At 40.9% G+C, this 17,377-nt stretch carries 16 protein-coding genes; 10 read left to right on the top strand and 6 right to left on the bottom strand.

All coding sequences use genetic code 11. The features are described from left to right. Positions 1–98: 98 nt before the first annotated feature. The 5 genes from ABH008_RS11485 to ABH008_RS11465 all read right to left on the bottom strand — a co-directional run bounded on the left by ABH008_RS11485 (position 99) and on the right by ABH008_RS11465 (position 2,991). A complete protein-coding gene (locus tag ABH008_RS11485) occupies positions 99–575 on the bottom strand; it encodes an NYN domain-containing protein (RefSeq protein WP_347985756.1) in 477 nt (158 codons plus the stop codon). A 7-nt stretch (positions 576–582) separates the two neighbouring features. Next, positions 583–894, bottom strand: a complete 312-nt coding sequence (locus ABH008_RS11480) for a pyrimidine/purine nucleoside phosphorylase (protein WP_347985755.1) — start codon at positions 892–894, stop codon at positions 583–585. Between the two features lie 139 nt (positions 895–1,033). Then, positions 1,034–1,606 (bottom strand): class I SAM-dependent methyltransferase, encoded by a 573-nt coding sequence (locus ABH008_RS11475; RefSeq protein ID WP_347985754.1) that lies wholly within the window; start codon positions 1,604–1,606, stop codon positions 1,034–1,036. After that, positions 1,584–2,639 (bottom strand): FAD-binding oxidoreductase, encoded by a 1,056-nt coding sequence (locus tag ABH008_RS11470; protein WP_347985753.1) that lies wholly within the window; start codon positions 2,637–2,639, stop codon positions 1,584–1,586. Before ABH008_RS11470 ends, ABH008_RS11475 begins: the two co-directional genes overlap by 23 nt. 4 nt (positions 2,640–2,643) lie before the next feature. Next, entirely contained in the window at positions 2,644–2,991 is a 348-nt protein-coding gene (locus ABH008_RS11465) for a HopJ type III effector protein (RefSeq protein ID WP_347985752.1), read from the bottom strand. Between the two features lie 224 nt (positions 2,992–3,215). Between ABH008_RS11465 and ABH008_RS11460 the strand changes: the two genes are divergently transcribed. The 9 genes from ABH008_RS11460 to ABH008_RS11420 all read left to right on the top strand — a co-directional run bounded on the left by ABH008_RS11460 (position 3,216) and on the right by ABH008_RS11420 (position 14,837). After that, positions 3,216–3,950 carry a polysaccharide biosynthesis/export family protein gene (locus ABH008_RS11460; RefSeq protein WP_347985751.1) on the top strand — a complete coding sequence of 245 codons (735 nt, stop codon included), beginning with the start codon at positions 3,216–3,218 and terminating at the stop codon, positions 3,948–3,950. A gap of 25 nt (positions 3,951–3,975) precedes the next feature. Further along, positions 3,976–5,328 (top strand): hypothetical protein, encoded by a 1,353-nt coding sequence (locus ABH008_RS11455; RefSeq protein ID WP_347985750.1) that lies wholly within the window; start codon positions 3,976–3,978, stop codon positions 5,326–5,328. Between the two features lies 1 nt (position 5,329). Beyond that, positions 5,330–7,075 (top strand): Wzz/FepE/Etk N-terminal domain-containing protein, encoded by a 1,746-nt coding sequence (locus ABH008_RS11450; RefSeq protein WP_347985749.1) that lies wholly within the window; start codon positions 5,330–5,332, stop codon positions 7,073–7,075. A gap of 18 nt (positions 7,076–7,093) precedes the next feature. Continuing rightward, positions 7,094–7,858 carry a CpsD/CapB family tyrosine-protein kinase gene (locus ABH008_RS11445; protein WP_347985748.1) on the top strand — a complete coding sequence of 255 codons (765 nt, stop codon included), beginning with the start codon at positions 7,094–7,096 and terminating at the stop codon, positions 7,856–7,858. Between the two features lie 352 nt (positions 7,859–8,210). Next, entirely contained in the window at positions 8,211–10,547 is a 2,337-nt protein-coding gene (mrcB, locus tag ABH008_RS11440; protein ID WP_347985747.1) for a penicillin-binding protein 1B, read from the top strand. A gap of 3 nt (positions 10,548–10,550) precedes the next feature. Further along, positions 10,551–11,174 carry an outer membrane lipoprotein chaperone LolA gene (lolA, locus tag ABH008_RS11435; protein WP_347985746.1) on the top strand — a complete coding sequence of 208 codons (624 nt, stop codon included), beginning with the start codon at positions 10,551–10,553 and terminating at the stop codon, positions 11,172–11,174. A 53-nt stretch (positions 11,175–11,227) separates the two neighbouring features. Beyond that, positions 11,228–12,607, top strand: coding sequence for a C13 family peptidase (locus ABH008_RS11430; protein ID WP_347985745.1), 1,380 nt, complete (start codon positions 11,228–11,230; stop codon positions 12,605–12,607). Between the two features lie 518 nt (positions 12,608–13,125). Beyond that, positions 13,126–14,115, top strand: coding sequence for a HipA domain-containing protein (locus tag ABH008_RS11425; RefSeq protein ID WP_347985744.1), 990 nt, complete (start codon positions 13,126–13,128; stop codon positions 14,113–14,115). After that, a complete protein-coding gene (locus ABH008_RS11420) occupies positions 14,112–14,837 on the top strand; it encodes an HIRAN domain-containing protein (protein WP_347985743.1) in 726 nt (241 codons plus the stop codon). The genes ABH008_RS11425 and ABH008_RS11420 overlap by 4 nt, the downstream gene beginning before the upstream one ends. 181 nt (positions 14,838–15,018) lie before the next feature. Here the strand turns inward: ABH008_RS11420 and ABH008_RS11415 are convergent, their stop codons facing one another. After that, on the bottom strand, positions 15,019–16,419 hold the full coding sequence (locus tag ABH008_RS11415) for a cytochrome c peroxidase (protein WP_347985742.1): 1,401 nt from the start codon (positions 16,417–16,419) through the stop codon (positions 15,019–15,021). 657 nt (positions 16,420–17,076) lie between these two features. On the opposite strand from ABH008_RS11415, the gene ABH008_RS11410 reads away from it, so the two are divergent. Beyond that, a complete protein-coding gene (locus tag ABH008_RS11410) occupies positions 17,077–17,325 on the top strand; it encodes a hypothetical protein (RefSeq protein ID WP_347985741.1) in 249 nt (82 codons plus the stop codon). The last annotated feature ends 52 nt before the right edge of the window (positions 17,326–17,377 follow it).

Raw genomic sequence — 17,377 nt, 5'->3', positions numbered from 1 at the left:
ACTTACAAAATCTCAGTATGCACTACATCGGCTAGTCCATTTGTGGCAAGCCTAGCCGATCAGACCTAAAAAATACAGACTAATTTATTGCTAAGCGCTTACATTAATAATGTGCCGGCAATAGGTGTAAACTGGTCGGCAGCACGTATTAAAGCCGGTGCCGTTAAACCATCTACACCGTAGACTTGGCTAACAACACCGAAATCTTTACGTATTTTTAACAACAGTAAATCAAAATCACCATCACCCGATAGCAGAATGACTTTATCCACTTTACTGGCGTAATCCAACACGTCCAAGGTGATACCAACATCCCAATCGCCTTTGGCACTGCCATCGCGGCGCTGTATATAGGGTTTGAGCTTGATGGTAAAACCAATGTTTTTCAGTATTTGCTGAAAACCCATTTGCTTTATATCACCTCTGTCTGTCGCATAAGCATAGGCAGCGACTACCTGTTGCTGGTTATCGTTAACCTGTTCCCAAAAAACGCTATAGTTAAAATGTTTTTGATAACGATGTCGAGTGGTATAGTAAATGTTCTGCACATCAACAAATATGGCCAGTTTTTCCATTTGCTATTTATTTTATAAAAGAACAACAATAATCGCTTGGTAACTTCACTTTCATGCTAAATTGAGAATTTGCCGGTACCGAAAACGACTCGCCACCTTTAATTAATTGCCAATCGCTATCAGGCAAAGCAACTTCCAACTCACCCGCTAAAATTTCCATTATTTCAGCATCAGCTGTATTAAATGTATATTCGCCGACTTGCATAAAGCCCAAGGTTTTTAATGAGCCATCAGCAAAACGAATGGTGCGACTAGTAACTTTACCATCAAAATAAACATTTGCTTTTTTAACGATGGAAACTTGATTAAATTCTGACATGGTTTTGTATCGGTGAGCTAAAAACCGACAATGATAGCAGATGTATTCCGTCAGGATGGTCCAAATTTAAACATACTTTATCCTAGGAAATTTATACAACACGCGATTACCTTACCGTGTTTAGATGTCCAAATTAAAATTAGAGACTGAGTACATAGAGCAACGGCGCTTTAGCAGTATGATGTTCTGAATAGATAATCTCGACTTTGGCAGACTGCATTTGCTGTTGAGCATGGCAAAAATCATGTACAGCTTGCGCTTCAAGTTCACCACCGGCATGCCCCGGATAAACCAAAACGGTAATCACACCTGTTTTAGCCAGCATTTGCAAGGCAGCGGTTAAGGCCGTCAAGGTACTGTCGGATTTTGTCACCAAGCTTTTATCTCCGCCCGGTAAGTAGCCCAAATTAAACATGATAGCTTGTATCCGCCCCTGTAATCTCTGCGGCAAACGCAACAGCATTTCATCATGACTACAATGATAAAGCTCTACACGCTGCTGTAAACCTTGCTCAATTAAACGGTTACGCGTATTTTCAATAGCCTGCTGCTGAATATCAAAACCGTACACACGGCCGCCATCACCAACGGCAACAGCCAGGCGCTGTGTATCATAACCATTGCCAAGCGTGGCATCAATGACCTCATGTCCGGCTACTAATATCTGCGAAACCCGTTGGTGCGCTATTTCAAGCAGTGAAATGCGTTGCATAATAGCGTCCAGTATCACAGTGCTCAGCTAACGGGGTACCCTGCTGCAAGGCCGATATAAAATGTTGCACATACCAAGGAATGGATAAACTGCCTTTAGCACCAAAACCATTAAAAATATGTACATTAGCGTATTGCGGGTGCGCGCCAACAAAGGGCTGTTTATCCAGCGTCGCAGGTCTTATTCCAGCTTTATGTTCGTCGATTTGCAATCCCGCAAAGGCTGGACACACTGCGTTTAGTGACGCTAACAACTCGGCTTTGGCGTGGCTGGTTGGCAACAGGTTTTCCCATTTAGGTTGGAAGCTGGCACCGATTTTAAACTGGTCAGCCGGTAGCGGAATCAGCCAGTGGCGATAATTTAATATACTCTTCAGTGACTGGCCCGACAGAGAGCCGGTTAGTATCTCACCTTTGGCTAATTGAAAAGGTAATTCGCCAAACCATGGATTAGCCTGTGCCTGATAACCCTCACAAAAAACCAAATGCCTGGCCCGAATATTTTTCCAGATGATAGCCGGAGTAAACGCCAATTGTGAATAATCCAGACTAATTTGCCGGTAACTATCTTGTGCAATAAAAAAATCCCTTAATCTGGACAGCAATAAGCGCGTGCGCAAATAAGCAGTTTTAGTTTGCAAACAAATACCGAAATCATTTTTGATACCAGCGGGCACGTTTAAGCAAGGTTGAATATAAGATTGATAATCAATTTGCGTCAAACGTCGCCGCGCATATTCTGCTTCAGTGGCAGTTTGTAAAATGCGCAACATGGGCTTTTCGATTAAAAAAGTATCTGTAAACACCTTACCAAGCAACTTATAAAAGGCGTTAGCCTCTGGTAACAATAATTCCATATCATGACTTTTTACCAAACGCTGTCCCGTAATAGGATTAATCAATCCAGCCGCAATCTGCGAAGAATTTTCTACACCTTTATCTATAATCAGCACCCGATACTGACGCTGCATCAATTCCCAAGCCAACAAACTGCCAGCCAAACCCTGCCCAACAATTAAAAAATCAACCTGCATACGGTTATTTAGCCAGCAAAACTTCACCCGCAAACTGTATACCCTGCCAACCATCACAAATAAACTGACGAATATTGGCATGATCAGAGCCATCAGGATGTTCTAAAACATCTTTCCGATAATAGTCTCCAAACAGAGCCAGAGTCTGTTGTTGAGTCAAATTATGAATCTTGGCAAAGGCAAATAGACGGCAGGAACCCTCGTTACTACCCGCCTCATTGCAAATAACCTGAGTGATACCGTTTGTAAAGCGGGTGGGTTGATAATAGTAATACTGAGCAATGATGTCCATGGTTTCTTTAAAATCAATATCTTGATTGCTTTTAATCCGTTGCAAAAAAGAGTTAAGCATTTTGTTTACTCCTATCAGGAAACTATTGTAGAATTGAAAGCGTAAAGCGAAATGGCACATTTGCTGCCTTAACACCTATTGCTAAAGGATAGCAATTGTAAGTCATTCATCAGCAGGAATTCGCTTTTGTCTTAATCTTGTTATATTTGATCTTTAAAATCCAATTTTTAGGATTGTTAGACAGTATGGATTACACTTTAAATAACATTATAAACGGATACATTTTGAAACAGATAATCACTCTTCTATCGTTTTGTCTGCTGTTTTCTGCCATCGCACCCGCCGCCGCTTTAGAAACCAGCACTGCTGAAACAGTTGTACCAGTGTCATCTGCCGTTCAGGACGCGGGTAAACTACCTGACCAGTTACCCGCAGTTATATTGTCTGATACAACACCCACGCTAAATACGCCTAATGTTCAGTCGACTGCACCTGCCACCGCAACCGGCATGATTAGTGAGGTAAACACATTAAGCAACTATCTGTTGTCTCCTGGCGAAACCATGATCATCACTGTCTGGAAAGAAGAAGGATTACAGGAACAACAATATCTGATTTCGCCGGATGGCACCATCATTTTCCCTTTAGTGGGTACTGTTATCGCTGCCGGTAAAACCATTACAGAACTTAAAGACTACCTGACTACACGACTGGCGGACTACATTACAGACCCCTCCATCACTGTAAAAATACTCAATAACCAGGGTAACAGTGTCTTTGTCATTGGAAAAGTTAACAAACCCGGTCAATATTTTTCGGGTCGTAAAATTGACGTCTTGCAGGCTATCAGTCTTGCTGGGGGATTGACCGTTTACGCTGATGATGATTCGATCAGCGTGCTGCGTAGGATCGGCAACGTAACCAAAGTTTATCCTTTTGATTATACCGACGTGATGAAAGGCGAAAGCCTTGAACAAAATATCCTGTTAGAGCCAGGGGACACTGTTACAGTACCCTAAAATTGCGGGATAGGGACACTGCGCCATGAAATTTAAAACGGACTTTTTAACTTTAATAGCAGTTGTACTGGCTATTTTTTGCAGCAGGGCTAATGCGCTTGACTGGTACTATAATCCTAGCTTTAACTATACAGAACGTTACACGAATAATTTACGTCTGCTAGCAAGCAACATTAAGCCTGCCCCCACCACTATGTTTATTAGCACTCTGTCCCCAACCTTGGCAATGGGCTACCTAGAAGACGATAGTGAATTAAATACCAGCTTTAACTGGAACCAATTACTTTACCATGAACAGTCGAATCTGGATTTTTCTGAAAAACTGGCCAATTTAAATTATCTGTTTAAAGGTGAAAAATGGATTGCCAATTTAGCAGCCAGTTATGGCGATCAAGCCACATTGGGTTCTGAATCGGTACAGTTAGGCATTACCGGAGCTGGGAATGTGGCCATTCAAGTTGCCCGCTATACACGCACACTGGCACCCAGTTTAACCTACAAGATTGATGAAAAAAATACCTTAAACCTCAGCGGCAGTTATGCAAACACCAACTACGGCGCTCATCCTGCTTCAGGATTAGGTTTCTCCCCTTATAAAAGCTCACAAATTTCCCTGACAGCCACTCACGCTTATTCTGAGCGTTTATCGTTCAACTTAACGGGGAGTTACAATAATTATAATGCTAAAAACAATTTAGCTTCTTCCTGTAATTATTTTCGACTATCTGGACATACCTTAATTATCGATCCTAACAATCCTTTACCTTGCGAATTAAATTATAATCAAAACTCAGATACCCTGAATGCACAAATAGGCGTCAATTACGCGCTAAATGAAACCTGGTCGGCAAACGCCAGCGTGGGTTTGCGTGAAACTATTTCGCACACCATTGAAACTTTTTCGCCCACAGCTTATGGGCGGTTTAATATTAATGGGTCCGCAACAACAATACCGGACAGTACCACACAAGGAAAAACCTATGCTATAGGCATTGTGCATAACTATGAAAAAGGCAGCATCTCCTTTAATGGCAATCAGCAGCTTAGCCCTGCTAGTACCGGTACCCAGCAAAACATTACCCAGTTTACCTCTACAGCCAGTTACAATCTAAGTGAAACAATAAGTACCAGTATTACTGGCAGTTATCTCGTTTCTGATACGATCAACTCGTCTACAGTCACTAACGCTTCGGTTTTCAATCGTACCTTAACTTCCATCACCCCTAACTTGCGCTGGCAATGGAACGAAGATATGTTTTTACAACTGAATTATACTTACATAGAACAAATTTATACCCAATCTAAACTTGCGGCTACTTCTGACAGTGTGCAATTGCAATTTATTTATCAACCCCCCATCAATCGCCAGGTGAAATAGCGTGGAAAATCAAACGCCCGATATTAAAGATTATCTTAAGATAATCAAGAGACGCAGAAGATTCGTCATCATCCCCTTTTTCGTTATTTTCCTGATATCAATAGTGGTTGCTGTCGTTTTACCTTCAATTTACCGATCATCTGCAACGATTTTAATTGAAGAACAGGAAATTCCATCCGAGCTGGTCCGATCAACCGTCACCACCTTTGCTGATCAGCGTATTCAACAAATCAGCCAACGCATTATGTCGCGATCTAATTTGATGGATATCATCAAAAAATTTAACCTGTATGCCGATTTATTGAAAAACAAAACGGAAGAACGGGTGCTGGAAAAAATGCGTAAAAGCATTAGGGTAGATACGGTCAGTGCTGACGTTATTGATCCACGTAATGGACAACCCACTAAAGCCACCATTGCTTTTATTCTAGCTTTTGACAATACATCTGCCGAGGTGGCGCAACAGGTCGATAACGAACTGGTCTCGCTGTTTCTTAAAGAAAACATAAAATCACGTACCGAATCTGCCGATAATGCCGCATTGTTTCTAAATGAGGAATCGAAACGTTTAAAAGACAAAATCATCGAAATTCAAGCAAGCTTAGCCGGTTTCAAAGAAAAAAATCTTAACCAGTTACCCGAAGCCAATCAATTAAATCAACAGGAATTAACCTCGTTGAATAATCAGTTACTGAGTCTGGATACCCAAGATCGCTCTGCTCAAGAACGCCGTTTTTATATCATTGGCGAGTTAGCACAAATCGATCCGAATACCACCTCTGTTAATGCAGCGGGTAATCGGGTATATGATATGAAAGACCGTTTGAAAGAATTGCAATCCCAATATCCGTCTATGGTTTCACGTTATTCAGACACCCACCCGGATGTATTAAAAGCAAAAAGAGAAATTGATTCTTTAAAAAATGAAATTGGTTCCAATACCGATTTGAGTGCCATGGCAGCAGAGTTGACTGATAAAAAATCACAACTGGGTTTATTATTAAAACAGTATTCTGAAAAACATCCCGATGTGATTAAACTGCAAAAAGAAATATCATCATTGCAGCAAAGCATGGTTGAAGCTAAACAACACGAATATTCGAATGTCGTGGTTCAACCTGACAATCCAGCCTATATTTCGCTAAAAGCACAACTGGACAGTGTAGATAGTGACATTAAATCTCTGGCCCAAACCCGCGCTCAATTTAAGCATCGCATTGATGAACTGCGCGATAATCTACGCAAATCGCCCTTAATTGAAAAAGAATACATGGATATGATTCAGGAGTTGGATAATACCAATGTCCGCTATCGCGAAGTGAGTACGCGTGAAATGGAAGCACAAATTGCCCAACAATTAGAGTTACAGAAAAAAGGCGAACGCTTTACCCTGATTGAACCACCACAACTACCTAGCGAAGCACAAAGTCCGAAACGTAATGTCATCGTGTTCCTGGGTTTTGTGCTAGCTATTTTAGGCGGTTTTGCGGTGTTGGGTCTGGCAGAAATGATGGACTCCAGCATTCATAGTGAAAAAGCCATTACCCATATCATAGGCACAGCGCCGTTAGCGACTATCCCCTATTTTGAAAGCCATAAGGAACATCTGGATCGTCTTAAGCAACGTAAAGCCTTATTTTTCACTTGCCTGCTAATCATACTGGCGGTGGCGATCGCTTTTCATTTCATTATCATGCCACTGGATGTGTTTTGGCTGAAACTATTGCGCATAGCCAGCAATTTATAATTTAACTGGATTTTTACAATGAACTCGACTGAATCGCATCAGGAAAACAGACAGCAAAGTGGCAATTCCCATGAAAATGCCAATATTGCTTACACACAAACCCGTATCCAGGTTGCCAACGATCAACTGCTTAAACAAAATCGACTCATATCGATTTTACAGCCGGGTGTATGGCTGGAATCTTACCGGATGTTACGTACCCGCTGTTTGCAAGCGTTTGATGTTAACAACTGGCAAACGCTGGCAATTACCAGCACCAGCAACGGTACCGGTAATAGCTTAACAGCGGCAAATCTGGCCATCTGTATTGCTATGGAGCTCAATAGAACCGCATTATTGGTCGATGCCAACTTCAAAAATCCGGCTATCAACACCCTGTTTGGTTTTAACGCACAAGCGGGGTTAAGCGATTACTTATTGAATGACACAGAACTAAGCACTTTATTGATTAATCCCGGCATACAGCGCCTAGTTATTTTGCCTGCGGGTAAGCCCATGGTTAATTCTACGGAAATGCTGCATTCCCCGAAAATGCTTAAACTCGTATCAGAGCTAAAAAGCCGCTACCCTTCGCGAATCATCATTTTTGATATGCCCCCTATTCTGTCTCAGGATGACGCTTTAGCTTTCTCTCCTTATGTAGATTCTGTATTACTGGTGGTTGACGAGGGAAATACCAAAACAGAAGATTTGAAACGGGTAATGACCTTATTAAAAGATGTGAATGTATTAGGCACCGTATTCAATAAATCGACAGACAAAAAAATCAAGTACGACACCTGATTTTGATTCTTATTTTTCGTTCCGCCAACAGCTGGTTGGAACGAAAAATTTGTTCAACAGTGCTATTAAACTGATGGCTCTGTATTCATTTACATTAAGCCATATAGTTTTCACCGTGCAAATGTTGCATAATTACCCGTTTGGAATGTTGGAAAAACACTGAAAAACGGGTTAATTTAGAGTATTTGTATATTAAAATTAATCACTTAATTTAATATTATCGAATCATTCTCAACTCCACCATCAGGTTTTCCTATCCTCTATATTGTCAGCACTCATTAGCTATTGCAGGCTAATCAGTGCGAATAATGTTGCAATTAACAACTACAGCGAGTCTATAAATAATTATTTAATGGCCAGAAGACCCAATAAAACCACCACCACTAGCCGCCCCACCCGGCGTCGGAAAACCACGTCCAAATCATCCTGGCTACTACATTTGATCATCCCGATCATCTTGTTAGCAGGTTTTGGCTTGTTTTCCTATATGGGGTATCTTGATTACAAAGTGCGTGAACAATTTGAAGGCAAGCGTTGGTCTATACCTGCGCGTGTGTATGCCAGCCCTGTAGAGCTTTATGTAGGTTATCCTATTACCAGCAAGAGCTTTGAAGATCTTTTAATACAATTGCACTATCGTCAGGATGAACAATTAAATGGTGAAGGCTCCTATTTCCTGAAAGCGTCGCAAATGGCTGTTAAAACTCGCACTTTTAACTTTGGTGATACGGAAGAAAAAGGTCGAAAAATTATTATTAATTTTGCAGCAGGTGCCATTACCACCATTACTGATGTCGATACCAATAGCGATGTGGCCATTTTACGCATGGATCCGGTACAAATTGGCAGTTTTTACCCTACTCTAAAAGAAGACCGTATTCTCATTAAACTGGATGAAACACCGCAGCAATTATTGCAGGGTTTATTTTCTACGGAAGATCGCGACTTTTATAATCACTTTGGTTTATCGCCGAAAGGTATTATCCGTGCCATGTGGACTAACGTTAAAGCGGGTGGCATGGTGGCGGGTGGCAGTACTATTACGCAACAATTGGTTAAAAACTTTTTCCTGACCAACGAGCGCAGTCTGGTGCGTAAAATTAACGAAGCCTTAATGGCTTTTATTCTGGAATACCGTTATAGCAAAAATGAAATCCTGGAAGCCTATCTGAATGAAATTTTTCTGGGTCAGGATGGAGCCAGTGCAGTACATGGTTTTGGGCTAGCCAGTGAATTTTATTTTGGTGAGTCTTTAAAAAACCTGTCGCTGCCACAAATGGCCACCTTAGTGGCTTTGGTGCGTGGACCTTCCATGTATGATCCGCGTAAAAATCCAGAACGTTCATTGGAGCGCCGTAATCTGGTTCTGGATTCTATGCAGCAAGAAGGCTATATAACACCGCAACAAGTGAGTGCCGCCAAAAGTGAACCGCTGAATGTAGCTACGGTTACGCATCGCTCTGCCAATCGTTATCCTGATTTTATAGACCTAGTTAAACGCCAATTAAAACAAGAATATAAAGAAGAAGATTTAACTTCAGAAGGCTTGCGTATCGTTACTACACTGGATACGCGTATTCAAGATACTCTGGAACAATCGATACTGACTAAACTTAAACAACTGGAAAAAAGCCCCAAAAGTGACGATCTGGAAAGCGCCGCCATTGTTACACGTCGTGATAGTGGCGAAATTGTGGCTTTATCTGGCGGTCGTAATTCTGCAACCACGGGTTTTAATCGTGCGCTGGACGCAGTTAGACCTATTGGGTCGTTGATCAAACCCGTCATCTACCTGACTGCACTGGAATATCCAGACCGATACACGATAACCACTACAGTCAGTGATACCCCTATGGAAATTGAAGCCGAAAAGGGTAAACTGTGGACGCCTAAAAACTTTGATAATAAAGAACATGGTTCCATTGCGCTGCATACGGCTTTAGCCAACTCTTTTAATCTGGCTACCGTGCGTATTGGTATGGATGTTGGCTTATCGCGCATTGCCAACACACTGAAAAGTATGGGTGTAAACCGGGCTGTTGAACTGTATCCTTCATTTTTACTGGGTGCATCGCCACTCACCCCGTTTGAAGTCACACAGCTTTACCAAACGCTAGCGGGTGATGGTTATGCGACACCGTTGCGCTCTATACGCGCTGTCAATGCAGCCAATGGTCAAGCATTGCAAAGTTATCCGTTAACGGTACATCAAGCCGTAGATCCGGCTGCCACGTTTATCACCAATACCATTTTACAAGAAGTCATGCGCTCTGGTACCGGCCACTCTGCCTACAATTATCTGCATACCGATATGGCGCTAGTGGGGAAAACTGGCACCACCAACGGCTTACGCGATAGTTGGTTTGCCGGTTTTAGTGGCGACTTTTTATCTGTGGTGTGGATAGGTCGTGATGATAATAAACCCACTGGTTTGACAGGTGGCAGTGGTGCTTTGCAGATTTGGGCGGAATTAATGCGGCAAGTCTCTAAAAAACCCGTGGTTTTAGTACCACCCGATAATATTGAAATGAAATGGATAGAATCGGGCAGTGGTTTACTCAGCAGCGAAAAATGTGCAGGTGCGCAACTTTACCCTTATATAGCCAATTCTGGGCCTACTCAATTATCAGAATGCGGCGCTTCGGCAACGACAGATCCCTCCTGGATCAATAACCTTAACCCCTTTTAAATTATGATGATTAAATTACTGGCAACTTGCGTACTTTTTGTCTGTTTCTGGCACTCGGCATGTGCCGAGGAGTCGCCGCTTGCGCAGCTTAAATCTTTTTTATCGCACAGCGCATCAATGAGTGCCGATTTTCAGCAAGTGAGTCTGGATAAAGCGGGCCATCCCGGCAAAAGCAGTTATGGTAAATTTTATTTAAACCGGCCCGGCAAATTTCGTTGGAATTATGAAAAGCCATTTGTGCAAGAAATAGTCTCGAATGGTGGCAAAGTTTGGTTTTACGATGCCGATCTGGAACAAGTTACCGTTAAGAATTTGGATGATTCGCTAGGCTCTACCCCTGCCCTGCTCTTAACCGGTCAAGTGAATCTGGAAGAAAAATTTAAACTGGAAGAACAAGGTAAGGATACCGACATGAACTGGATTAAACTAGTACCCAAAGACGAGGAAAGTGGTTTTAAATACGTACTGATTGGCCTAAACGCTGGACAGTTGGCTGGCATGGAATTAAGCGATAATTTTGGTCAATTAACGCGTATTTATTTTACCAACATTCAACTTAATCCAACATTAAATGCCGATATGTTTAATTTCAAGCCACCTAAAGGCGCGGATGTGTTTGGTAATTAAACATTATCGTCAAGCTACAATTCTCTAGTAGCCGCACAATAGAGCTAAGGTTTATGCTACAGCTTTTAAAAGACTGTAAAACAAATCTAGTGTTAGGTTTTCGCATTGCTGTATTCCGCAAATGCTCAGTCGAGCAATTTGTTGTCAATACCGATCAAGTAGTCTTGCTATTACTACTGGATTTTCTGTTAAACTTGGTATTTGGCTATGTTGCAGCATTACCGAGGCCGGTTTTTGTTGAATTTGCACTGCCAACTTATTGTTATAGCCAGTTGCTATTTTATCTCGGCATCTACTTAGTACTTAAACTCTGGAAAGAATCAGCACTATTTTTGGCACTTTGTGTCACTACATTAAGTATATCGTGGCTGTTTAGTCCATTATTAATCTATATTCATGTTCTTGAAGTAAAGCAAACAGCGGATATTGTTATTAGGATATTACCGATTGTTATTGGTATTTACTATCTTGTTGTCTTGTATAAAGCTATTTTCATTGTTGCCAGTCATAAAAAATTACTCACGCTAGCTGTATTGATAGCGGGATTAGCTCCCATCATTTGGAGTAGCAATTATTTTGAATTTGATGAATTTGACTATTTTTGGAATTCAGCACCAGAAAAAGAAGTAGATGAGCCAAATCCCTATGCAAAGTTTGAGGCTATAGATGCTGAACAATTGATGTATCAGCAACCTAAATTACTGGATGCCGCCTTACAACAAATGCAGCCGCAACGTGATGGTTACACCGATTTATTTTTTATCGGTTTTGCTGGCTATGCAATGCAGGATGTGTTCAGCAAGGAAGTCACGTATGCCAAAGAGCTAATGGATATGCAGTTCGATACGCTGGGGCATTCTATCAACTTGATCAACAATATAGCCACCCACGATAGCCTGCCACTGGCTAACGCTAGCAACCTGAGTATAACCTTAAAGCATATCGGTAGCATTATCAACCCAGCAGAAGATGTCTTGTTTCTGTACTTAAGCAGTCATGGTTCTAAAGATCATAAACTGAGTGTGCAATTCTGGCCCCTGGCGCTGAATGACATTAGCCCAGAAAAACTGCGCACTATGCTAGATGAAGCAGGTATTAAATGGCGAGTAATTATTATCTCGTCCTGTTATTCCGGTGGCTTTATCGATGCTTTACAAAATGAAAACACCCTGATCGCTACTGCGGCAGCAGCCGATAAAACCTCTTTCGGCTGTAGTGATGATGTTGATTTTACCTACTTTGGCGAAGCACTATTTAAAGATACTTTGCCACATGAAAAATCAGTTGTTTATGCCTTACAAACAGCACAAAAGCTGATAAATGCCCGCGAAAAACTGGAAAGTCTCGATCCATCCCAACCGCAGTTAGTCGTCGGCCAAGCTATTACGCCAAAACTGGATGCGCTAGCAGCTGCCTTAACGCTAGCTAAATAGTTTTCTTATTTTTTACTATGTAAAACGATAATTCTGGCATAACACCCAGCGGACTTGTTAATTCATCTGTTTGTGCCTTCATGTCATGCATAATTTCAAGTTACCTTTTACGATTCTGTATCCATGTTTTGTGTCAATTTATTTAGTGCATTACAGCAATGGTGAGCTATAAAATACTAATATATTATGAATTAGAGGTTACTATATAGCTATGTTTGCAGAACGGTAAAAATCAAATTTTAAGCGCTTAGCAATAAATTAGTCTGTATTTTTTACGTCGGATTGGCTAGTCCGTTCATGGTTCGACTAGACTCACCACGAACGGACTAGCCGATGGTGTGCATACTGCGTTTTTGTAAGGGTCTTAGAAGTTAATTGCCAAGATACGGAACAAAATAAAGTTAATCGCCAGCGTTTAGGCCTGTAGGTTAAAGCTGTTAATTAGCAAGGCGGGTTTTGGGTTTAGTGTGCTGATGTGAGTTTAATTGTGTCGGATAATTGGGATATGTTGGCGTAATATGAGGCGTGAAGGGGTATTAATCGAACAGCCTAACCATCAGGTTGTTGATATTGCAAGCTGGAAAGGTGATGATCAATTTGAGATTTACCCTGAAGGTGCACGTGACAAATCGCTATTGATAAGCCCGACTGGCACTGATTACAGTTTTTTGATTGAAAACCACCGATATTTATTTAAGCATTCCTTTCAAACTAAAAAAAGGAGTATTCCAGATCAATACTGGACAGAAATAATTGCTTATAGAATTGGCTGTATGTTAGGTATTCCAGTGCCACCAGCATTTGTTGCTTACAATAGTGAACAAAATATTTGTGGTTCACTGATAGAATGGTTTTTAAACTATCCTGATCAAGCCAATGAGCTTAGCGTATCAGGTGGTGACATTATGTCAGCTTTAATACCTAGTTATGATAGGAAAAAAGGTAAAGAGCATAATTTTTTATCAATTGAGCTGTTTTTAACAGTCATTAATAAGAATGTTGAATTTGAAACAAATTGGTTAGAGTCTTGGTGCGGTATGCTGCTATTTGATAGCATAATCGGTAATACAGATCGCCATCAAGATAACTGGGAATTACTTTGGAACCAAGTACGTGCTCGTAGAGTCAGATTGTCACCTGTTTTTGATAACGGTACGAGTCTCGGTTATGAAATTTTAGAATCAAAAATGTCTGACTTTTATTCAAAAAACAAAATGGCCGCCTATATTAATAAGGGTCGACATCATTTAAAATGGCACCAGAACGATGATAAATCATGTCAGCATATACGCTTGTTAACGCTACTAACGAACAAGCATCCTGATTTAATTTATTGTATAAACAACACTTTAGATTTATTTTCACAAGAGCAATTGCACTCTATACTGAATAATTGTACACAGTACTCAATATCAGTACCATTATCATCAAAAAGAGCAGATTTTATTTGTCACTTAGTAACACAAAGAGTAAGAGCCATAAAACAAAAATTTGAGCGTTATCAATGAACTTTATTAATCACATCCTCCAACCTAGCAGGCTGCTTTTAGTTTGGCAGTCACCAGAAGGCAAATCGAGAAAAAGGTTTGTGGTCGGTGAAGTGTGTGCGGTCGAAGAGACTTATGTTTTTCGTTATCTTCCCAATACAGTAGATTTTTTCAATGCGCAGAATGAAGGATTTATGGGTTATCCTGCATTCCGTAAATATTCTCAGGAATATCAAGAAGGGGTTTTAGACACTTTTTTACGTCGAGTACCGCCTCGTAAACGAGGGGATTTTCATAAATATCTTGAGCAGTGGCGATTGGCTGCCGATATAAATATATCCGATTTTGCATTGCTTGGACATACCGGAGCTAAACTGCCTAATGATGGCTTTTCCCTGATAAATCCCTTTGATGGTATCAATGCACCTTATCAGTTTTATATTGAGGTTGCAGGTTTTCGTTATTATCGAGAGTCTATTTCTCTTAATGATATTACCATTGGCACAGCGGTAAATTTTGTATTAGAGCCAGAAAACGATATTGACCCCAATGCTGTAAGAATCGAAACTTTAGCTGGAAAATTTGGTTATGTTAACAAAGTACAATGCCTTGCTTTTAATCGCTGGCTTAAATCCAGTACCATCACCGCATGGATTGAACGCATTAATGGTACTGATGAACGACCTTTGATTTACATTTTGGGTCAAATCGACAATATAAATTCAAACAAAATTGCTGCTTGATTTTTAACTGCCGTGGGGTGTGGTGAGTTTACGAACCGCACCCTTTACGTCGGATCGGCTAGGCTCACCACGAACGGACTAGCCGATGATGTGTATTCAGCGTTTTGTAAGCGGCTTAACAAAAATTCTTGCATAACACCCAGCAGACTTGTTAATCCATCTGGATGTATGTGAAATTGGATTAACTATTAAAATCTTCCATTTTCAATTGTAATAAGCTCTTGCCCTGATACTCACCTGTTAAGGTTTTCAGAAAAGCGACTAAATCGGCAATTTCCTCAGTAGTAAAGTTTTTATTGGCTTGTACCTTGCCCATTTTCTGAACGGCTTCGGCCAAACTATCAACAGTGCCATCATGAAAATACGGATGGGTTATTTCAATATTACGCAAAGTGGGTACTTTAAAATAATGGCGGTCTTTTTCCTGCTTGGTGACATTGTAGCGGCCATTATCCGCTTCGGTTAGCGGGTCGCTACGCGATTTAAAATACTCTTCGCCCATTTTTTCATACGACAAACCACCTAATACCGGACCTAAATGGCAACTGCTACAATTGTCTTTAAACAAGGCGTATCCGTGTTTCTCTTCGCTGGTTAACAGCGTGGTATTACCACGTAAATATTGATCAAAACGTGAATTACCGGTTAGCAGCGCTTGTTCGAAAACGGCAATAGTGGCGGTTACTGTATTTTTGGTTAAACCCTGTGCTGGATAGAGTGTTGCAAAAGCCTGTTGATAATCTGGCACTTGCTTTAGTTTTTCAATCACTTTATCCCATTGCGCACCCATTTCCTTGGGATTGCTTACAGGGCCTGCGGCCTGTTCCTGCAAGTCTTTTGCGCGACCATCCCAAAATTGGGCAATGTTATACATGGCGTTATACACAGTGGGCGAATTAATTGGCCCTTGTTGCGCATTAATACCCGTAGATACTTTCGATTGATCGGTGCCACCTTTTGTTAAATCATGGCAAGAAGCGCAACTCAACTTATCATTAGCCGATAACAAAGGATCGTGGAATAATTTTTTGCCTAAAGCGACCAACTCTGGATTTAACTCTGTGGTTAAGGGCAAAGGCTGTACGGGTTCTGCTTTTAATTCTGCAACGGTATCTTTACTCCAGGCCAAATTGGCACGTTGCTCATCAATCCAGGCCAGAATGATGGCCTTTTCTTTTTCAGTTAAACTGCCTGTCCAATGCATCAGGCGGTATTCTTCGGGCGGCATTTCGTCGTGTTTAATAACCCCCTGCAATCGCGCTAACATCAGAGGCGTTGCCGGTTTTTCTCCACTAAAAAATTGTTCTGACAAAACCAGCCTTGCACGGGCCAGTTCAATATCCTGTTTAAGATATTCGCGAACCACGGGTAAATCGGAATAAAGAGTTGCGCGCATCATACCGGGCGAATGGCAGTCTACACACTTATTTTGCAGAATTTTAGACACCATCGTAAATTTTTCTGAATGCCCCGGTAATACAGCAATGGGTTCGTTTTGATCTGATAGGCCCAGTAGATTGGCTAGTGGGAAAAACAATAAAGCGCCCAAGAGCAGAAGAATAAAAATGGCAGTATTTTTCATATAATGTGTCTAAATTAAAATGAAATTAAAGGTATCGAGTAGAGTGCTGAGTGGTCAAGATCATCTATTAACCTGACTTCCTTTTAATATCTCTCTAGATTTATGGGCTTTTACCCTACCTGAATTTCCACAAGCGTCAATAAACAGCAATCGAACAGCAGTGCGGATTGCATCGATAACCAACAATGGAATTTGCTAAGGCTTCAACATAATCGAAAAAGTCTAGCAGATATTTTAATGATTCAGGTAAGTATACGGGTTATATTTGCACCAGAATACAATAAACCCAAAAAAATAGTGTGATAACAGGTATAGGTTGTAATAGGCGAAGCTATATTGCGACATGGTGACGTGCAGTTCGTGAACCTTACAGCAACTGATAGTAACTAGGTGTGTTAACTATTTTGCAGATACAAAGTGAATTTCATTACAGACAATTGTACTTTTAAATTTTATAGTTAATTCTGTTTTCATCGTATTAATCGTTTCATAAGTACTTGCGTGAAAATGACCGCCCATCTTTCGACAAGCTCTGGACGAACGGCTTTTCAATATCAGCCTTAAAAAATAAACTGCAAAAACTTTTGCAACGATTAATACCACGACCTGGATTTACAACACTCAATTTGTTGCAGAATGCAGAAGGAGAATAATGATATGAACTGTTGTGACACAAAACCCGAAATCAAGCAGACTGAAGCTGTCGTTCACTTATTATCACCACCCGCAACCCCAGTTGAGTTAACGAATCAATTACTGGTTTTTACTGGCATTGGCGCTTATTTGGTAGAAGGTGCGCATACCGGTAAAGTTTATCGATTTTCTGCTCAACAACCCGAACAATGGGTAGATGCGCTAGATGCAGAAAGTTTGGTAATGACCCAATTTTTTCTAGTCAAACACTAAGCGATTGCTATTGCCAGCAAGCCGTAAATATTAAGTCTATATTTACCGCAAA

The organism is Methylomonas sp. AM2-LC (genome assembly GCF_039904985.1).
Classification (GTDB): domain Bacteria; phylum Pseudomonadota; class Gammaproteobacteria; order Methylococcales; family Methylomonadaceae; genus Methylomonas.
This window is presented reverse-complemented; position numbering and strand designations above follow the sequence as displayed.